This window comes from Serratia sp. 3ACOL1 (assembly GCF_003668775.1).
GTDB lineage: Bacteria > Pseudomonadota > Gammaproteobacteria > Enterobacterales > Enterobacteriaceae > Chania > Chania fonticola.
Genome location: NZ_CP033055.1, coordinates 5,595,390 through 5,611,634 on the forward strand (window position 1 = coordinate 5,595,390; position 16,245 = coordinate 5,611,634).

The 16,245-nt window shown below is 57.5% G+C and carries 13 protein-coding genes; 4 read left to right on the top strand and 9 right to left on the bottom strand.

Annotated features, from left to right (window positions below; all coding sequences use genetic code 11):
- Positions 1 to 45: 45 nt before the first annotated feature.
- Together D9980_RS25440 and D9980_RS25445 are read right to left on the bottom strand one after the other, a co-directional pair.
- Positions 46 to 513: a glycine zipper 2TM domain-containing protein gene (locus D9980_RS25440; protein WP_024484153.1), complete on the bottom strand. Its 468-nt coding sequence runs from the start codon at positions 511 to 513 to the stop codon at positions 46 to 48.
- Between the two features lie 320 nt (positions 514 to 833).
- A complete protein-coding gene (locus D9980_RS25445) occupies positions 834 to 1,286 on the bottom strand; it encodes a periplasmic heavy metal sensor (RefSeq protein ID WP_121608789.1) in 453 nt (150 codons plus the stop codon).
- Between the two features lie 153 nt (positions 1,287 to 1,439).
- On the opposite strand from D9980_RS25445, the gene D9980_RS26800 reads away from it, so the two are divergent.
- The 3 genes from D9980_RS26800 to D9980_RS25455 are packed head-to-tail and all read left to right on the top strand — an operon-like array spanning position 1,440 to position 4,705.
- Positions 1,440 to 1,613, top strand: coding sequence for a hypothetical protein (locus D9980_RS26800; protein WP_158645280.1), 174 nt, complete (start codon positions 1,440 to 1,442; stop codon positions 1,611 to 1,613).
- Positions 1,603 to 3,375 (top strand): ATP-binding protein, encoded by a 1,773-nt coding sequence (locus D9980_RS25450; protein WP_121608790.1) that lies wholly within the window; start codon positions 1,603 to 1,605, stop codon positions 3,373 to 3,375. The genes D9980_RS26800 and D9980_RS25450 overlap by 11 nt, the downstream gene beginning before the upstream one ends.
- A complete protein-coding gene (locus D9980_RS25455; protein ID WP_121608791.1) occupies positions 3,362 to 4,705 on the top strand; it encodes a sigma 54-interacting transcriptional regulator in 1,344 nt (447 codons plus the stop codon). The genes D9980_RS25450 and D9980_RS25455 overlap by 14 nt, the downstream gene beginning before the upstream one ends.
- Positions 4,706 to 4,857: 152 nt before the next feature.
- Here D9980_RS25455 and D9980_RS25460 read toward each other — a convergent pair whose 3' ends face one another.
- The 4 genes from D9980_RS25460 to D9980_RS25475 all read right to left on the bottom strand — a co-directional run bounded on the left by D9980_RS25460 (position 4,858) and on the right by D9980_RS25475 (position 9,875).
- A complete protein-coding gene (locus tag D9980_RS25460; RefSeq protein ID WP_121608792.1) occupies positions 4,858 to 6,189 on the bottom strand; it encodes a cytochrome c in 1,332 nt (443 codons plus the stop codon).
- Positions 6,190 to 6,195: 6 nt separating this feature from the next.
- Positions 6,196 to 8,466: a molybdopterin cofactor-binding domain-containing protein gene (locus tag D9980_RS25465; RefSeq protein ID WP_121608793.1), complete on the bottom strand. Its 2,271-nt coding sequence runs from the start codon at positions 8,464 to 8,466 to the stop codon at positions 6,196 to 6,198.
- Positions 8,463 to 8,936 carry a (2Fe-2S)-binding protein gene (locus D9980_RS25470; RefSeq protein ID WP_121608794.1) on the bottom strand — a complete coding sequence of 158 codons (474 nt, stop codon included), beginning with the start codon at positions 8,934 to 8,936 and terminating at the stop codon, positions 8,463 to 8,465. The genes D9980_RS25465 and D9980_RS25470 overlap by 4 nt, the downstream gene beginning before the upstream one ends.
- A gap of 201 nt (positions 8,937 to 9,137) precedes the next feature.
- Positions 9,138 to 9,875 carry a carbonic anhydrase gene (locus tag D9980_RS25475; RefSeq protein WP_024484159.1) on the bottom strand — a complete coding sequence of 246 codons (738 nt, stop codon included), beginning with the start codon at positions 9,873 to 9,875 and terminating at the stop codon, positions 9,138 to 9,140.
- Between the two features lie 267 nt (positions 9,876 to 10,142).
- Here D9980_RS25475 and mltB point away from each other — a divergent pair, with 267 nt between their 5' ends.
- On the top strand, positions 10,143 to 11,222 hold the full coding sequence (gene mltB / locus D9980_RS25480) for a lytic murein transglycosylase B (protein ID WP_121608795.1): 1,080 nt from the start codon (positions 10,143 to 10,145) through the stop codon (positions 11,220 to 11,222).
- A gap of 222 nt (positions 11,223 to 11,444) precedes the next feature.
- On the opposite strand, the gene D9980_RS25485 is transcribed toward mltB, so the two are convergent.
- Genes D9980_RS25485 through D9980_RS25495 form a run of 3 tightly spaced genes read right to left on the bottom strand, consistent with a single transcriptional unit; the run spans position 11,445 to position 16,187 of the window.
- Positions 11,445 to 12,614 carry an HlyD family type I secretion periplasmic adaptor subunit gene (locus D9980_RS25485; protein WP_046808076.1) on the bottom strand — a complete coding sequence of 390 codons (1,170 nt, stop codon included), beginning with the start codon at positions 12,612 to 12,614 and terminating at the stop codon, positions 11,445 to 11,447.
- A 10-nt stretch (positions 12,615 to 12,624) separates the two neighbouring features.
- Positions 12,625 to 14,763, bottom strand: a complete 2,139-nt coding sequence (locus D9980_RS25490) for a type I secretion system permease/ATPase (protein WP_024484161.1) — start codon at positions 14,761 to 14,763, stop codon at positions 12,625 to 12,627.
- 26 nt (positions 14,764 to 14,789) lie between these two features.
- A complete protein-coding gene (locus D9980_RS25495; RefSeq protein WP_121608796.1) occupies positions 14,790 to 16,187 on the bottom strand; it encodes a TolC family outer membrane protein in 1,398 nt (465 codons plus the stop codon).
- Positions 16,188 to 16,245 lie beyond the last annotated feature (58 nt).

Genomic DNA, 16,245 nt, shown 5'->3' on the forward strand with positions numbered 1-16,245 from the left:
CCATGTTGCGGCCTGACACCTAAACCGTGAAGCAACTTGTTCCCTTTAGCGTGGTGATACGGTGGTGGTGCTGCCATTGGTCACCAGTGCGACGCGCTGCCCGTTATGGAACTGGGTTGAGCCCTGTGCCTGAACGACCACGATATTCACGCCATCATCCCGGCGCACTTCCAGTTCCACCCCGGCGCTGCGGTTCATGGCGCTTTGGATCCCTGAGCCAGCAGCTGCGCCCCCCACGGCACCCGCCGCCGTTGCCAGGCTGCGTCCTGAGCCGCCACCCACGGTATTACCCAGGAAGCCACCGACCACGGCCCCGCCAATAGCCCCAGCGGCGTTGGTGCCATCACCACCCTGGATGGTGACCGGACGCACGGAGACCAGCGTGCCATAAGTGACGAAGTTGGCCTGCCTGGCCTGTGCTGCAGTAAAAGTATCGCCGGAAGCGGTGCGATTAGCGTTACATCCGCTCAGAACGGCGGCAGCAAGAGCGACAACAATGATGGTTTTATTCATGAGAAAACTCCGAGCAAGTTAAGTGCGCAAAGAGACAGTCGTTGTCTCATGCAAATAAGTATGGCAGGAACTTGATTTTATTCAGGTGGTACGACAAAAAATTATATTCGGGCGTAAGAATAAGGATTAAGAATTTTAGTATGTTGTTTTAAGTCAATTTACTGAGAATATTCTCATTAATCAGCATGATTAATTGTTCTGAAGGGATAAATGAATAGCGGGGTGACAGCCTGAGCGATTCTGGAATGGCGAAGCATTGGCGGGAGAAACCAGAGCGGGTCTGGGGTTCTCCCGGTTTTATCTAAGGGTAATGTTAGGGCTTAACGGCAGCCGCGTCCGCCGTGCATCCCCGCTCCGCCCATTCCGTGGCCCATCATCGGCACGCCGGCCTTGGCCAGATCGGTATCCAGCGCCACGCGTTGTTGGTACAGGTTGTCACGCAATGCGGTAACTTCTTTGCTCACGGCCAAAACCTTTTGTTCATCCATAGGCTTGCTGGTCAGCAGGGCCTGATATTCGTATTGCTTGGACATCAGCTGTTGGCGCAGATCGGCGGTTTTCGACTGGAACTCATCAAAGGCTTTCTGGCTGACGGCTTGCTGTTCAGGCGTCAAGTTCGCGCGGTTACCGTGCTGATAACCCATCCCTTGATGGGTTCCCTGTGCATTGCCCATATTGGCGTGGTAACCATTTTGCGCCAATGCGGTAGTGCTAACACCGGCCAGCAGGGCAACGGAGATAATGGCGGCGAAGGTGGTTTTAGTTAGCGTCATGATTGATTTCCTTTTATTTAGGGTTCATGGATTCCATTTCTTTAATTGCAACCCGCGTGCCAGCTTCAGGCTGGCATGGGAATTGTATAGATCCAGGATCGCCGTTAGGGCTTGGCTATCTCAGCCAACGGGCGCCAGCCAAGGAACTCCAGCATGCAGCGCGTTAAGTTTATGACAGTAATAAAAATAACTGAGGGTGGAGGATGGCCGTTGGCTGGTCGCAATCCAGAGATAAAGTGGGTTATTTTTACTCGCCATACTGATAGTGTGGGTAATAATTACCCGCACGCTGGCGTGCCGGTTGCAGAGGAAGCCAATGGAATTTAAAACCAAATCGACGCTCTTACCTGCCTGGATTGCGATCGCCGCGGTCGCGTTACTGCTTGGCATTATCATCACGCTGGCCATTAAAGATCTGCAGCGTGGGCGTGAGGTGGAAATCCAGACGCTACGAGAAAAAAGCGCGGTGTTGATGAGCTCGTTTGAATCCGGTGCTCGTACCGGTATGGGCATGCGCTGGCGCCACGATCAGCGTCAAACCCTGTTGGAGGAGATGGCCTATCAGCCAAACGTGCTGTACATCGCCATTACCGATCGCTCTGGCCGTATCCTGGCGCACAGCGATCCGCAACGCGTTGGTCAGCAGTTGTATAGCCCGCAACAGATGGCTGAGCTGAAGGTCTCCAGCGATGCACAGTGGCATATGACGACCTTTGATGAGCCGCAGGCTCAGCAGCAGAATGCTTTCGAAGCCTACCGTTGGTTTAAGCCGCTCAAGCGCGGCAGCGGCCACTCTGGCCATATGATGAACCGATCGCGTATGCAGGAGGCTGCCGAGCCTCAGGATGATGAGCAGGCCGTTATTTTTGCGGCGTTAGACACCGTCGCGCTGGATGCCGCCCAGGCAAAGGATATGCGCAACACCTCGATTTTGCTGTCCATCCTGCTGTTGCTGGCGTTAGCCAGTTTGTTGGCGCTGTTCTGGGGGCGGCGTTATCAACGCTCCAGCCAACAGTTGCAGGACTCAAGGGCCTTCTCCAGCGAAATTATCAGTAACTTGCCGATGGGCTTGATCACCACCAATGATCAGCACCAGATCCGGGTGGTTAACCATGCGGCAGAAGTGATGCTGGGTTGTAGCGCCGCCGAGCTGTTTGGCCAGCCTAGCCATCAGGCGCTGCCAGCCGAATGGCAGCAACTGGCACAGAAAAGTAGTCAAGGCCAGCCGATTATCGAACAGGATATTGACCATCGTCTGGCTGGTGGGCAGAGCCTGCCGTTGAGCCTCAGCGTGGCGAATATTGTTAATCACAGCGGCCATTTTCTGGGTAACGTATTTATCTTCCGCGATATGCGGGAAATTCGCCAACTGCAAGAGGAGATCCGCCGCAAAGAAAAGCTGGCGGCTATCGGCGATTTAGCGGCTGGCGTGGCCCACGAGATCCGCAACCCACTTTCCTCCATCAAAGGCTTCGCCAAGTATTTTGCCGACCGCTCGCCTGCGGGTAGCGAACAGCATGAACTGGCCAAGGTGATGGCGAAAGAGGTCGACCGTCTCAACCGGGTGATCACCGAGTTACTGGCGCTGGTGCGCCCTGCCGATCTGTGTTTGCAGCGGGTGGCGATTAACGAGGTGATCGAACATTCGCTGCACCTGATCCGTCAGGATGCTGAGAGTAACAATATCGCCCTTCGTTCCCGTTGTGATGAAGCTTTGTCGCTGGTGGAGATCGATCCCGATCGCCTCACTCAGGTGTTGTTGAATCTGTATCTCAATGCCATCCAGGCGATTGGCTCGGATGGCGTACTCGAGGTTGATGTTGAAGCGACCAAGGAGGGGGCGATGCGCATTGCCGTCTGCGACTCGGGTGCTGGTATCCCACCTGACGAGCTTGGAAAAATCTTTAACCCTTACTTCACCACCAAGGCGGCGGGCACTGGCCTGGGCCTGACCATGGTGCAGAAAGTGATCGAGGAGCACCAGGGGACGATCGCCGTTACCAGTAGCCAACCAACGGGCACCCGATTTGAAATAGTGATCCCGCTCAGGCACAACAATCTACAAGGGGAGGCTCATGCAGACGCCTAACGCACATATTTTGCTGGTTGAGGACGATCTCAGCCACTGCACCATCCTCCAGGCGCTGATAAACGGCTGGGGCTACCGGGTCAGCGTGGCGCATAACGGCCGACAAGCGTTGGAGCAGGTCAGGGCACAGCCGTTCGATCTGATCCTCAGCGACGTGCGAATGGCGGAAATGGATGGCATCGCGGCGCTGAAGGCCATCAAAAGCTATAACCCGGCGATCCCGATCCTGATCATGACCGCCTACTCCAACGTGGAGTCTGCCGTTGAAGCGATTAAGGCGGGGGCTTATGACTATCTGACCAAGCCTCTCGATTTCGATACGTTGCAGCTCACGTTGGCACGCGCACTGGAGCATACCTCGTTAAAAAGCGAGAACCAGGATCTGAAGCAGCGTTTGCGGTTCGATCAGCAAAATTTTATTGGCCGCAGTGAACCGATGCGCAAGCTGCTGGAAATGATCGCCATGATCGCCCCTTCCGAAGCGACGGTGTTGATCAGTGGCGAATCAGGCACCGGCAAGGAACTGATAGCTAGAGCTGTGCACGCCAACAGCCTGCGCAAGGAGCGGCCATTGGTGAGCATCAACTGCGCCGCCTTGAGCGAATCTCTGCTGGAGTCGGAGCTGTTCGGTCATGAGAAAGGGGCATTTACCGGTGCCGATAAACGCCGGGAAGGGCGTTTTATGGAGGCCGATCAGGGCACGCTGTTCCTGGACGAGATTGGAGAAGTCTCGCCGTTGATGCAGGCAAAATTACTGCGGGCGATCCAGGAGCGGGAGATCCAGCGGGTGGGCAGTAATCAGACCCTGTCGGTGGATGTACGTCTGATCGCAGCGACCAACCGGGATCTGTTGGCGGACGTGGAGGCTGGCAGGTTCCGTCAGGATCTCTACTATCGGCTGAATGTGGTGACGGTCGACAGCCCGCCGCTCAGGGCGCGCCGCGAAGACATTCCCCTGTTGGCAATGCATTTTCTGGCCAAATTTGCCGAGCGTAACCGTAAGCCGGTTAAGGGATTCACCCCGTTAGCGATGGATATGCTGCTGAAATATTCCTGGCCTGGTAACGTGCGGGAGTTGGAAAACAGCGTTGAGCGTGGGGTGATCCTGCTGAGTGGGGACTTTATCAGTGAAAAAGAGCTGCCGCTGAGCATTAGCCAGTGTGTTGATGTGCAGCCAGATCGCCAATGTGGCCAAGCGATCCAGCCGTTGGAGCAGGTAGAGAAACAGGCGATTTTGGCGGCGCTGGAACAAACCGCCGGTAACAAGACCGAGGCGGCCAAACAGCTGGGCATTACCCGTAAAACGCTGTTGGCCAAGTTACAGAAGTAGCTTCTGGCTTTCGTTCACACCCCTCACCCTAACCCTCTCCCACAGGGAGAGGGGACCGATCGAGTGGATTGGAAAATTCGGTGATGCACCTTGGAGAAGGGGTGATCGAGTTTGCTGAGATTATCTCTTTACTTCCAAAAGAGCAGGGGTCATCAGCTCCCTCTCCCTGTGGGAGAGGGGTGGGGTGAGGGGTCAGTCTCCACCCGTAGTTCAGCCACCCGTTGTTGCAAATCAGGCCACGGTTTTTGCTTGGTAAAGTCCTGCCGTAGATACTGCAGCAGCGCAGCGATTTGCTCGTCGTTGAGGTTATAACGGAACGCAGGCATATAGCCTAATTCGCCTTTGGCCGGATGCTGGATACCGGAAAGCACCACGCGGATGGCATTATCCGGGCTGTCGCTATACAGGTTGCTGTTCAGGGCCAGGGAAGGGCGTACGCCCTGCATCTGCGCGCCTTTCTCCTGAGAGTGACAAGCCATACAGGCACCGGAGAAAATCCGCGCTCCCTGCGAAGTCAGCGGCTCAACCCTTTGCTCCGCCAACCGGTTGATCTCTGCGGCCTTACCCGGGAGGTTTTCATCCTGAGTATGGAAAGAATGCAGATAGGTGGCAATGGCCTGCAAATCCTCTGGTGGCAGTTGAGAAAGACCTTCCTCGATCACCGGTGCCATCGGCCCTGCAGCCACACCGTGGTTAGCGGAGTAGCCGGTTTGCATAAAGGTCAGCAGATCCTGCTGGCTCCAGGCCAGCGGCAACTGAGGATTAGCGGTCAGGGACGGAGCGGTCCAGCCTTCTGCGACACCACCGCTCAAGTGTTTGCTGCCCCCTTGCTCCCCAAACAGGAAGTTTCGTGGCGAATGGCAGGCGCTGCAATGGCCTAGCCCCTCCGTCAGATAGGCCCCCCGGTTCCACTCTTTACTCTGGCTGGCGTCTGGCTGCATGGCACCGGGCGTCAGATAGAGCCAGTTCCAGGTCACGATCCCCTGACGGATATTGAACGGGAAATGCAATGAGGTTTTCGGCGGCTGGTAGTGCACCGCTGGCTGTGTCATCAGGTAGGCGTACAGTGCCTTGAGATCTTCGTCACTGGTGCGCGTAAATGCGGTATAGGGGAAAGCCGGGTAGAGGTAATTGCCCTGGCGATCGACCCCGTGACGCATGGCGCGCTCAAAGGCGGGGTAGGACCATCCGCCAATCCCCGTTTCCAGGTCGGGCGTAATATTGCTGGTATAGATGGTACCGAACGGGATCTCCATTGCCAGCCCGCCGGTATTGCGTTCGCCACCGGGGCGCGTGTGGCAAACCGCACAATCACCAACGGCGGCCAGACGCTCACCTTTTTCAATCTGCGCCTGGCTGAAGGTATGGGTATCCAGACGATCGATTTGCACCATTTCTGGCTGCCAGGTGGCAATCGCCCCCACGGCGACGATGATGGCAACGGCCAGCGCGCCCAGCCCGGCGATTTTCTTTATCTTGTGCATAATGTGTTACCCGTTTGCATGGCTGGAAGAGGTTGCAGTAGCTAAAGCCTTCAGGATCCGTTCCGGGGTGAAGGGGACTTCGCGCAGCCTGACGCCCAGCGCATCAAATAACGCATTGGCGATGGCGGCAGCGCTCGGTACGGAGGCGGATTCCCCTGCTCCCATCGGCGGCTCATGCGGGTTATCCAACAGTTGGATATCCACCTCTGGCAGTTCGTCAAACCGCAGCAGGGGGTAACCGCCCCAATCCAGTGAGGTCACACCGCTGCTGTCAAAAGTGACAAACTCTTTCAGGACCCGGCTGGCCGACTGGATGATGTTGCCATGCACCTGATGGCGCACCCCGGCCGGATTGACGATTTGCCCGCAGTCGTGGGCCACGTAGATCTTGTTCAGTTTGATCTGCCCGTTGCGGCGATTAACGCTGAGATCGCAGACCCAGGCCGCCCAGGCGGCACCAAACCCGGGGAATTTGCTGTGGAAGTAACGGGCATAGGCGAAACCTCGGCCATTGACCACCTCTTGATCCTCGGCCACCGGATTACGATGGGCGGGGCCATCCTGCCAGTTCGCCTGTTTTTTCAGCGCGTGGATCAACGTAATGGCGCGCGGATCGGTTAAATATTGCAGCCGATAGGCGATCGGATCCTGTTTGGCGAGGTAGGCCAACTCGTCGATCCAGCTTTCATGGGCAAACACGTTCGGCAGCGCCGACACGCCACGCATCCAGGAAGCCCGCACGATGGGGGCCGCATCTTCTGAAATCACCCGCATATGCGGATATTCATACTGCGGCACGGCGGTACGGTCCCCCATCTGCTGTACGTCTGGCCGATTGGCGACCTTGCCGGTTAATACCAGCGGCAGGGTGACGGCATTGTTGGAGGGATAGCTGGTCCTCAGCTCATAGGCGGCGACCTGATGATTGGCATCCAGCCCGCCACGTACGCGGATCAATTGCCCGGTACCTTTTGGCTCCCAACCCGCTTCCTGTTCGCGCATTAACTGCACCCGCACCGGCTTGCCGGTGGCGTGTGACAGTAAGGCCGCATCTGCCGAAACGTCGTCGGCGCAGTTACGACCGTAGCAGCCGGAAGCTTCCATGCGGTTGATATGCACCTGCTCCGGCTCACGGCCAAGCAATTTGGCAATGTCTTTGCGCAGGTCGTGGGGATTTTGCGTACCGGACCAGATTTCCACCTGATGCGCGTTCACCTCGGCCACGGCACAGGAAGGACCGATAGAGGCATGTAAATGATAAGGCCAGACGTAGTCGACATTGACCGGCGTTGCGACTGCGGCAAGGGCGTCGGTGGTGCCCGGATCGTCGCGCAGAATTCGCTCGGCTTTCGGCATGGCTTCCAGCGTAGCGTGCAGCTTGTCCAAAGAGAGATCCGGTAACCCGGCCCAGGGCTGCCATTGCACCTTCAGTTGGCGCATGGCTGCGATCGCCTGTTCCTCACGCTCGGCCACGATGCCGATAAAGTCATTGATGACCACCAGTTTGACAATACCGGGCAGGTGGGCGATGGAGCCCCGATCGACGGAGATCATCGCTTTTCCTAATGGCGCGCTGCTGTCTGCTCCGGCATAAGGGGGGCGCACTACCCGGCCATGTAACATGCCAGGTAGGCGCATATCGTGCACATAGGTCAGTTGGCCGCGAACCTTGGCCGGAATATCGACGCGCGCCACCGGTTTGCCCACATACTGGCCGCTTTGCGGGCTTTTCAGCACCACATTGCTGTCCAGCGGCAGATGCAGATCCTGCCCACGCGCCAGTTCGGCGTAGCTCAGGCGGGCTGAGGGGGCATCTGGGGCAAACACGAAGCCATTGGCGGTTGTCAGCTGTGCGGCCGGGCGCTTGAAGGCAAGAGCTGCCAGTTCCACCAGCAATTGCCGCACCTGCGCTGCCGCCTGACGCAAGGGAACCGAGGTTACCTGAATGGTGGCGCTGGCGATGGTTGGGCCTTGGTCGGGCGTGCGATTGGTATCGCCCAGGATCAGCGTGACATCGTCGAAAGCCACGTCCAGTTCATCGGCGACAATCTGCGCCAGTGAGGTGCGTATGCCGGTGCCGAGATCGACGTGGCCGTTAAACGCGGTCACTTTGCCGTCGGCACTGAGGGCAATAAAGCTGCTGATACGGTCCAGGGGGATCGCTTTGCCTGCGGCGGCTGGGCTGCCTGCCAGCGCGTTGAAGGGTAACAGGCTGCTGACCATCACTACGCCACCCGCCTGCAGCAGGCGGCGACGGGTTATTTGCATTTCCATCATTGGGCACCGCGCTCGGCCAGTAGCCGCTTGGCCTGTTGCGCCGCAGCCAGAATTTCCAGATGGGTACCGCAACGGCACAGGTTGAAGGCTAATTCGTTTTTGATCTGTTGCTCGCTGGCTTCGGGATCGCGTTCAAACAGCGCCACCAGCGTCATAATCATGCCGTTGGTGCAGTAGCCACACTGTGCGGCCTGTTCGTCGATAAAGCCCTGTTGCACCGGATGTAAATGGCCTTCCTGGCTTAGCCCTTCCAGCGTGGTGATCGCTTTCCCCTGGGCAGCAGACAGCGGGGTGGAACAAGAGCGGGCCGCAACGCCGTCGATCAGTACGGTACAGGCACCGCATTCACCCAGGCCACAGCCATATTTGGGGCCGTTGAGTTGTAAATCGTTGCGAAGGACATACAGCAGGGGAGTCTCTGGTGGGATATTGCTCAATGCGACCAAACGGCCATTAACCTTAATTTCCATGTAAAACCCTATCCTTGATGAGTTTAATTTTTTGTGAATTCTATGTTGATGGCTGGAGGCTTGTTTGATCAAAAGAGGGATTTTCAATAATTAGCAGAATAATTATTGAAACAGGATGTGATGTAATGCATTGATACTCAAGAAGAGTTATAAGCAGCGGCGAGCCAATGCCCACCGCTGTTGTGAGGGGTTACCTAAGGGTTAAGCGAGAAACTCAACTTTGCCACCGTCCAGATGGTACATGCTGCCTACAATCTTGATTTTTCCTTCCTCTTCCAGCTTTTTCAGCACCGGGCTGTTTTTGCGGATATCGGCGATGGTCATCTCGACGTTGGTTTTGGCGACGGCATCGACAAATTCATAGTTGCTACCGCTGCGTTCGCCTTTAAATTCGGTCTTGTCGATGGCCGGTTTGATCTTGTTGAGCAACCCGGTCAGGTTACCCAACTCGACATTCTCGATGGCCCCTCTTACCGCGCCGCAGGCGGTATGCCCCATCACCAGCACCACTTTGGCTCCGGCAGCGGCGCAGGCAAATTCCATGCTGCCCAGAATGTCGTCATTCTGGATATTACCGGCAACGCGCGCGTTAAAGGTTTCACCGATGCCGGTGTCCAGCAGGATCTCCGCCGGAGCGCGTGAATCAATGCAGCTTAAAATGACTGCTGCCGGGAACTGTCCCTGAGCGCTGGCCTGCTTCTGGGCAACATAGTCATGCTGCTGCATTTTGCCTTCCCGAAAGCGCATATTGCCTTGTTTAAAGCTGGCAATGATGTCGTCCGGCGTCATTTTATCGCGCTGTTCTTTGGTCATCGCGGCGGCAAAGGCCACTGACGGCGCGGTGAAACCGGCAATGCCGGTCATGGCTAATACTGAAAGGGCTGCGGTACGTTTTAGCAGGGCACGGCGTGGCGGTTCTTGATCGGGGAGCTTACTCATATACGTTATTCCTCGTGTGCTGTTTTGGAGAGAAAACACGTTGATTGCGCCAGTTCCCAGGGGCAATGAAACAACCGGGCGTGGTGGCGTTGAACGGGTATCGCCTTGATAAAGGTAAGCACTAGTAAGTGTATATGTGTCCTTGCTTTTCAGCTGGGTATTTTGTGAACAAAATGAGGTCGCCGGGGACCAGATTCCTGTTTGTTCGCGCCAGACAATGGCTTAACATAGCGACAACTATTTTTGCCTGGCCTATATGGATATCCGATGCGTCATCTGGTTACGCTTTTACCCCTGATCCCTTTGCTGGCTGCCTGTAGCAGCGAGCCTAAACCTACTGAGCAATTGGCTCCCCCAGAGAGCCTGGTGCAGAGTGGTTTTGTGCTTGAACCGGAGCATGCCATTCATCCACTCGGCGGCGACTTTGCCAATAATCCGGCGACGGCGCGCTTTATCGACAAGATGGTGCAGGAGCACGGCTTTGAGCGCCAGCAGTTGCATGACGTACTGGCCCAGGCCAAACAGCTGGACTGGGTGGTGGCGCTGATGGATAAGCAGGCACCCGCGGGTAAGCCAGCGACGTCGCCAAACGGCGCCTGGATCCGCTATCGCAACAAGTTCCTGACGCCGGACAACGTGCAGAACGGGGTGGTGTTCTGGAATAAGTATGAGGCGGATCTCCAGCGCGCCTACCAGGTTTACGGCGTACCGCCAGAAATTATCGTGGGCATTATCGGGGTGGAAACCCGTTGGGGCCGGGTGATGGGCAAAACGCGGATTATCGATGCGTTGGCGACGTTGTCGTTTAACTACCCACGCCGTGCCGAGTACTTTAGCGGTGAATTGGCCACCTTCCTGCTGATGGCGCGCGCCGAAGGTGACGATCCGCTTTCCCTGCGTGGCTCCTACGCCGGTGCGATGGGCTACGGCCAGTTTATGCCCTCGTCGTTCAAGAGCTATGCAGTTGACTTCAACGGCGACGGCCATATCAACCTGTGGGATCCGGTGGATGCCATCGGCAGCGTGGCCAACTACTTCAAAGCTCATGGCTGGACGCGTGGGGCAACGGTGGCGGTGCCGGCTAATGGCCAGGCTCCTGGTTTAGAGACCGGTTTTAAAACCAACTATTCGGTCGCTACGCTGGCTGCGGCTGGGCTGACGCCGCAAGGCTCGTTGGAAGGGAATCAGCAGGTCAGCCTGCTGCGCCTGGATATGGGCAACCGTTATCAATATTGGTACGGTCTGCCGAACTTCTACACTATCACCCGCTATAACCACAGCGTGCATTATTCGATGGCGGTGTGGCAGTTGGGTGAAGCGGTGGGCAGGGCTCGGCGCGGGCAGTGAGTTTTTTGGGTGATTGATTTTAGCTCGGAGATCTGCCCCTCACCCTAACCCTCTCCCACAGGGAGAGGGGACCGATCGAGTGGGACTTAAAATGTAGTGATTCTACATAAGCACCGGTGGTTGAAGTGACAATCAAAGGTTGCTGAAATGACCTCCTTCTCCCAACAAAGCAGGGGCTATCAGCTCCCTCTCCCTGTGGGAGAGGGTTGGGGTGAGGGGTCATTAACGCTCGCGAAGTGACTCTTTCACCTTGTTCAGCGGTTTGATCAGGTAATCCAGCACGCTTTTCTGCCCGGTTTTGATCTCCACGCTGGCCACCATCCCCGGCACGATCGGGAACTTCTTGCCCGCCTTATTCATCAGCTCCGCCTGCTTGGTGCGCACGTAAACCCGGTAGTAATACTGGTCACGTTTGACCTCGTCCTGAATGGTATCCGGAGAAACGTTCTCCACCTCGCCATTCAGGTTGCCGTAGATCGACGAATCATAGGCGGTTACTTTGACGGTGGCGGGCAGGCCAGGGCGGATATAGGCGATATCGCGTGGGTTGATGCGGGTTTCGATCAGCAACTGATCTTCCAACGGCACGATCTCCATCAGCTTGCCGCCTGGCTGCAACACGCCGCCCACGGTGGTCACCTGAATATCCTTCACGATCCCACGCACTGGCGAGACCATGGTGGCGCGATCCAGCTGATCTTCCTTACCATTCACCAGCTCCAACTGGGCGTCCAGATCGGCGTTGTTTTTTACCTGCTCCTCACGCGCCCGCACGGCATACTGGTTAATTGCCTCGTCAATCTTGCCGCGCAGTTCGCTGACCTGCCGCCGCAGGCGGATCACTTCAACCTGACCGGCGGCCCCTTTGGCAACCAGCGGCTCGGTCATGCGTAATTCCTGCTGGACTAACTGCATCGACTGTTGCAGGTTGCTGACGGTTTCATCACGGTTGCGCTTGCGGGACTCATACAGCTGGCGTTCACGGGCCACCAGACTTGGTTCTTTCAACGTATCGGCGCTGAACTGCAGTGGCTCGCCGGTCAGCTCGGAACGCAGGCGTTCGGCGGAGGCGCGCAGGGTGCGCACGCGGGAAAAGGCCTCGCCATAGTTGGACTGGAAGCGTTTTACATCCAACTGCGCCAGTTTCTGGCCCTTGTTGACGATGTCCCCTTCGTGCACATACAGATGATCGATAATCCCACCGTCCAGGCTCTCAATCAGCTGCGCCCGGCTTAAGGGCGTGACCTTGCCGGTGCCGACGGTGACCTCATCGAGTATGGCAAAATAGGCCCAGACCACAAACAGGATCATCCCCAGCAGCGTCAACCAAAGTACCGAGGAATGCCGCCGCCCCTGGCGTGCCAGATCGTCTTGCATGGTGATATTGCTCATTGCTTGCTCCTCATGCTACGCCCTGTTCTTTATTGATCGGCTTATTGGCTGCCTGCAGGATCTGATCCCGTGGCCCATCGGCCACCACGCGGCCGTTATCCAGCACCACGATGCGATCCACCAGCTTCAACAGCGCTGGCCGATGGGTGACCAGCACCAGCGTACGGCCGCTGAGCCAGCCGTGCATCTGGCGGATCACGTACTCTTCCAGCTGTTCATCCATGGAGGCGGTAGGTTCATCCAGCAGCACGATTTGCGGGTTGCGCAGGATCATACGGCTCAGCAACACCATCTGGCGCTGGCCGCCGGACAGGCCGCGGCCTCCTTCATGAATAATGCGATCCAGGCTGGCGGCGTCCTGTTGCACCAGGCTCAGTGCGCCCGAGATCCGCAGCGCCTGGAGCATTTCCGATTCGGTAGCATGAGGGTGGCCGAGCATCAGGTTCTGGCGCAGACTGCCGAAAAACAGCCGCGACTCCTGCGAGAGAAAGCCCAGTTGGCGGCGCACATCGCTGGGATCGATATGGCTGATATCGACACCGTCGATGATCACCTTGCCCCGGGTGGCGCTGGCCTGGCCGGAAAGCAGCTTCAGCAGTGTCGATTTCCCCGCGCCGACCTTGCCGAGGATCGCTACCCGTTCGCCGGGTTTGATCTCCAGATTATTGACGGTGATCGAGTTATCCCCTTTCTCCACGTCGTAGCTGTATTGCAGATTGCGCAGTTGGAAATGGCCGCTTAGCACCGGGCAATGAGCCATCTTGCCCTCTTCCGGCTTGTCGAGCGGCTTCTTCAACAGATCGTCAAGGCCGGTCATGGCGGTTTTGGCGTGCTGCCAGCGTGAGAACACCATGGTCAACTGCATCAGCGGGGCGATGGTGCGTGAGGAAAGCAGGCTACAGGCCACCATGGTACCGGTAGTGATATCGCCAGCGAGCACCAGATAGCTGCCAAACACCAGCATCCCGGCATAGGTCAACTGCTGTACCGTTGAGGCCCAACCGCTGAGCCGCGCGCCCCACAGCCGCTGCTGCATACCGATGTTGGCACTGACCGCGTGGGTCTGTTCCCATTGGCGCTGGAAGTAGGGCTCGGCTTGCAGTGCCTTGATATCTTCAACCCCTTCGATCGACTCAACCAGCACCGCGTTGCGCAGAGCGCTTTCCCGCATGCCTTCCTTCGCCAGCCTGGCCATCGGCCATTGCAGCAAGATGCCAGGAATGACGATCAGCGGGATTGCCAGCATCGGGATAAACACCAGCGGGCCGCCGACCAGCGCCATAATGGCGAGGAACAGCAGCACGAACGGCATATCCGCCGCCGCACCCACGGTGGTGGAGGTCAGCAATTCCCGTACCTGATCGATCTCCCGCAGCTGCGAGATAAACGAGCCGGTCGATTTTGGCCGCGCTTCGTTTTTGATTGCCAGGGCGCGGGCAAACAGCATGCCGGAGATCTTCAGGTCGATTTTCTTGCCCATCAGATCGGAGATCACGGTGCGCGACAGGCGGATGGCATACTCCAGCGCCGCCGCGATCAGCACCCCAAAGAACAGCACCCACAAGGTGGAGTAAGACTGAGCCGGAATAACCCGGTCATAGACCTGCATCGAAAACAGAATACCGGCGAGTGCCAGTACGTTGCTGATGATCGAGGCCAGCGAGATCTCGCCGATTTGCCGTTTCGCCCCGCGAAAATGTTGCCAGAACCAGTGTTTGCGGTAGGGCTGCACGAAGTCGTCGATACGCGCATCCTGCCCGCGCTCCGCCGCCCCCAGCAGCACAATGCTGCCTTGCCCTTTCAGCAGCAACTCCACCAACTCGGCCTCTCGTTGCACGTCGCCGCTGTCGTTGAGCCAATACAGCGCCTTGCCTTCGCTGTCGAGGGATTCGATCACCATCAGGCCGCCGTCGTCGATCTCGATCAGGGCGGGTAGGATCTCGTTACGCCAGCGGACTTTCTCCCGCGGCTGCAAGCTGACGCTAAGCCCCATCAGGTGGCCCAGACGTTCCAGCCGGCGCGGGGCAGGCAGTTGTTCATACCAGCGCATTTGCTGGCGGACGGATTTGATATCGACAGCCAGACCGTAGCCGTTGGCCGCCCGGGCCATGGCTGCGATCCAGGCTTCGAGTGATGCAGGTTGTGACATAAGCGCTCCTGGCAAAATCATTCAGACTACAGCGACGGTAAGCTGTCGCCACTGGCTCGTTGGCGCTCGATACCCAACATATCCAATAAGTTGTCGACCGCGGAGGCGTAGCGCACCGCCGCGTCCCAGCCGTCGTACAGGGCGGTGACGCGTGAGGTTTCTGCCTGCAGTACGTCTTGTTCCACGCTGAGCAGGTCGTTCAGGCTGCGCTTGCTGAGCTTGTACTCGTCCTGATAGACGCTGCGGGTGTAGTCCGCGCTGCTCAGCTGTTGCGCTCCGGCCAGCTCCCGCTGCTGCGCACCGATCAGATCGGCATAGGCGGTGGAGGCTTTCTGGTTCATATCCAGTTTGGCGGCTTCAACCTGAGCCTGTGCTGCCTGGCGATCGCCCTCGGCGGCATCAACCTTGGCATTGACCGCGCCGCCCTGATAGATCGGTGCCTGCACGACGAGCTGCAGTTGATCGTTCCAGTATGATTGGGCGTCGTTGCCATCGCTCTCATAGCGGGTGCGGCCGGCCTGAACCGAGATGGTAGGCCAGTGCTGGGCCTCGGCCTGGCGAATGCGCTGGGTAGCGGCCTCCTGCTTGGCCTGGGCGCTGAGCACCGCATTGCTTTTTTGATAGGGCAGCGACTTGAGGGTGATTTTCTGTTGCAGCAGTTGCTGCGGCAGGTCGGGCAGTTTATCCGGCACGACGCCGGTCAATACGGAAAGCTGCGCCAAGGCCGAACGGTGTTGGGCGCGATACTGTTCCAGCGTGGCGTTCATCCCGGCGATGCGGGTTTGCGCCTGTAACACGTCGGATTGTGAACTGAGGCCAGCATTGGCCCGCAGCTCGGCAATTTCCTTGACCCGGTTCAGCGACACCAGATTGCGCTCCGCCGCAATGCCCAAGTCCTGATAGCGCTTGACCTGTAGGTAAGCCTGCAGCGTTTGCTGTCCTACTTCGGTCATGGTTTGGTACAGCGTGTAGCGATAGGCGTCGGAGAGGTTATTTTGCTCCTCAATGCTGCCGCTGGTTTTGCCGAAGTCATACAGCAACTGGTTCAGGGTCACGCCCGCTGAGGCGGTGTTGTTCAAGGTGCCGGAGGAGTCGGTCTGGCTGGATTTGCCAAAATTGCTGTTGAGGGCAATTTGTGGAAACCAGGCGCTTTGTGCCAGCGCCAGATCGGCTTTACCCACGTTAATCTGTGCCGAAGCCTGAGCGATTTGCGGGTTACGCGCAAAGGCTCGCAGGATCGCCTCCTGTAAAGTGAGCGTCATCACCGAACGTTCAGTCGGTGCAGCTTGCCAGTTAAATTCGACCTGCGGTGCGGCGAGAGTCTGACCTGTCAGCCCGCCTAATCCGCCCAAAAACAGTCCGATTGTGGCCGCACGCCGAAGCGTGAGCCGATATCCATCCGTGTCATAAGGGTGTTTTTTCATTATCGCTACCACGTCTGGGCCGATAACCGCACGTTGTGCCGTTTCGGCTTTGTTATTG

What these genes read in the sequence shown, in the direction of transcription:
- D9980_RS25440 (WP_024484153.1), bottom strand. Translation starts at nt 513, where the DNA reads ATGAATAAAACCATCATTGTTGTCGCTCTTGCTGCCGCCGTTCTGAGC.
- D9980_RS25445 (WP_121608789.1), bottom strand. Translation starts at nt 1,286, where the DNA reads ATGACGCTAACTAAAACCACCTTCGCCGCCATTATCTCCGTTGCCCTG.
- D9980_RS26800 (WP_158645280.1), top strand. Translation starts at nt 1,440, where the DNA reads ATGCAGCGCGTTAAGTTTATGACAGTAATAAAAATAACTGAGGGTGGA.
- D9980_RS25450 (WP_121608790.1), top strand. Translation starts at nt 1,603, where the DNA reads ATGGAATTTAAAACCAAATCGACGCTCTTACCTGCCTGGATTGCGATC.
- D9980_RS25455 (WP_121608791.1), top strand. Translation starts at nt 3,362, where the DNA reads ATGCAGACGCCTAACGCACATATTTTGCTGGTTGAGGACGATCTCAGC.
- D9980_RS25460 (WP_121608792.1), bottom strand. Translation starts at nt 6,189, where the DNA reads ATGCACAAGATAAAGAAAATCGCCGGGCTGGGCGCGCTGGCCGTTGCC.
- D9980_RS25465 (WP_121608793.1), bottom strand. Translation starts at nt 8,466, where the DNA reads ATGATGGAAATGCAAATAACCCGTCGCCGCCTGCTGCAGGCGGGTGGC.
- D9980_RS25470 (WP_121608794.1), bottom strand. Translation starts at nt 8,936, where the DNA reads ATGGAAATTAAGGTTAATGGCCGTTTGGTCGCATTGAGCAATATCCCA.
- D9980_RS25475 (WP_024484159.1), bottom strand. Translation starts at nt 9,875, where the DNA reads ATGAGTAAGCTCCCCGATCAAGAACCGCCACGCCGTGCCCTGCTAAAA.
- mltB (WP_121608795.1), top strand. Translation starts at nt 10,143, where the DNA reads ATGCGTCATCTGGTTACGCTTTTACCCCTGATCCCTTTGCTGGCTGCC.
- D9980_RS25485 (WP_046808076.1), bottom strand. Translation starts at nt 12,614, where the DNA reads ATGAGCAATATCACCATGCAAGACGATCTGGCACGCCAGGGGCGGCGG.
- D9980_RS25490 (WP_024484161.1), bottom strand. Translation starts at nt 14,763, where the DNA reads ATGTCACAACCTGCATCACTCGAAGCCTGGATCGCAGCCATGGCCCGG.
- D9980_RS25495 (WP_121608796.1), bottom strand. Translation starts at nt 16,187, where the DNA reads ATGAAAAAACACCCTTATGACACGGATGGATATCGGCTCACGCTTCGG.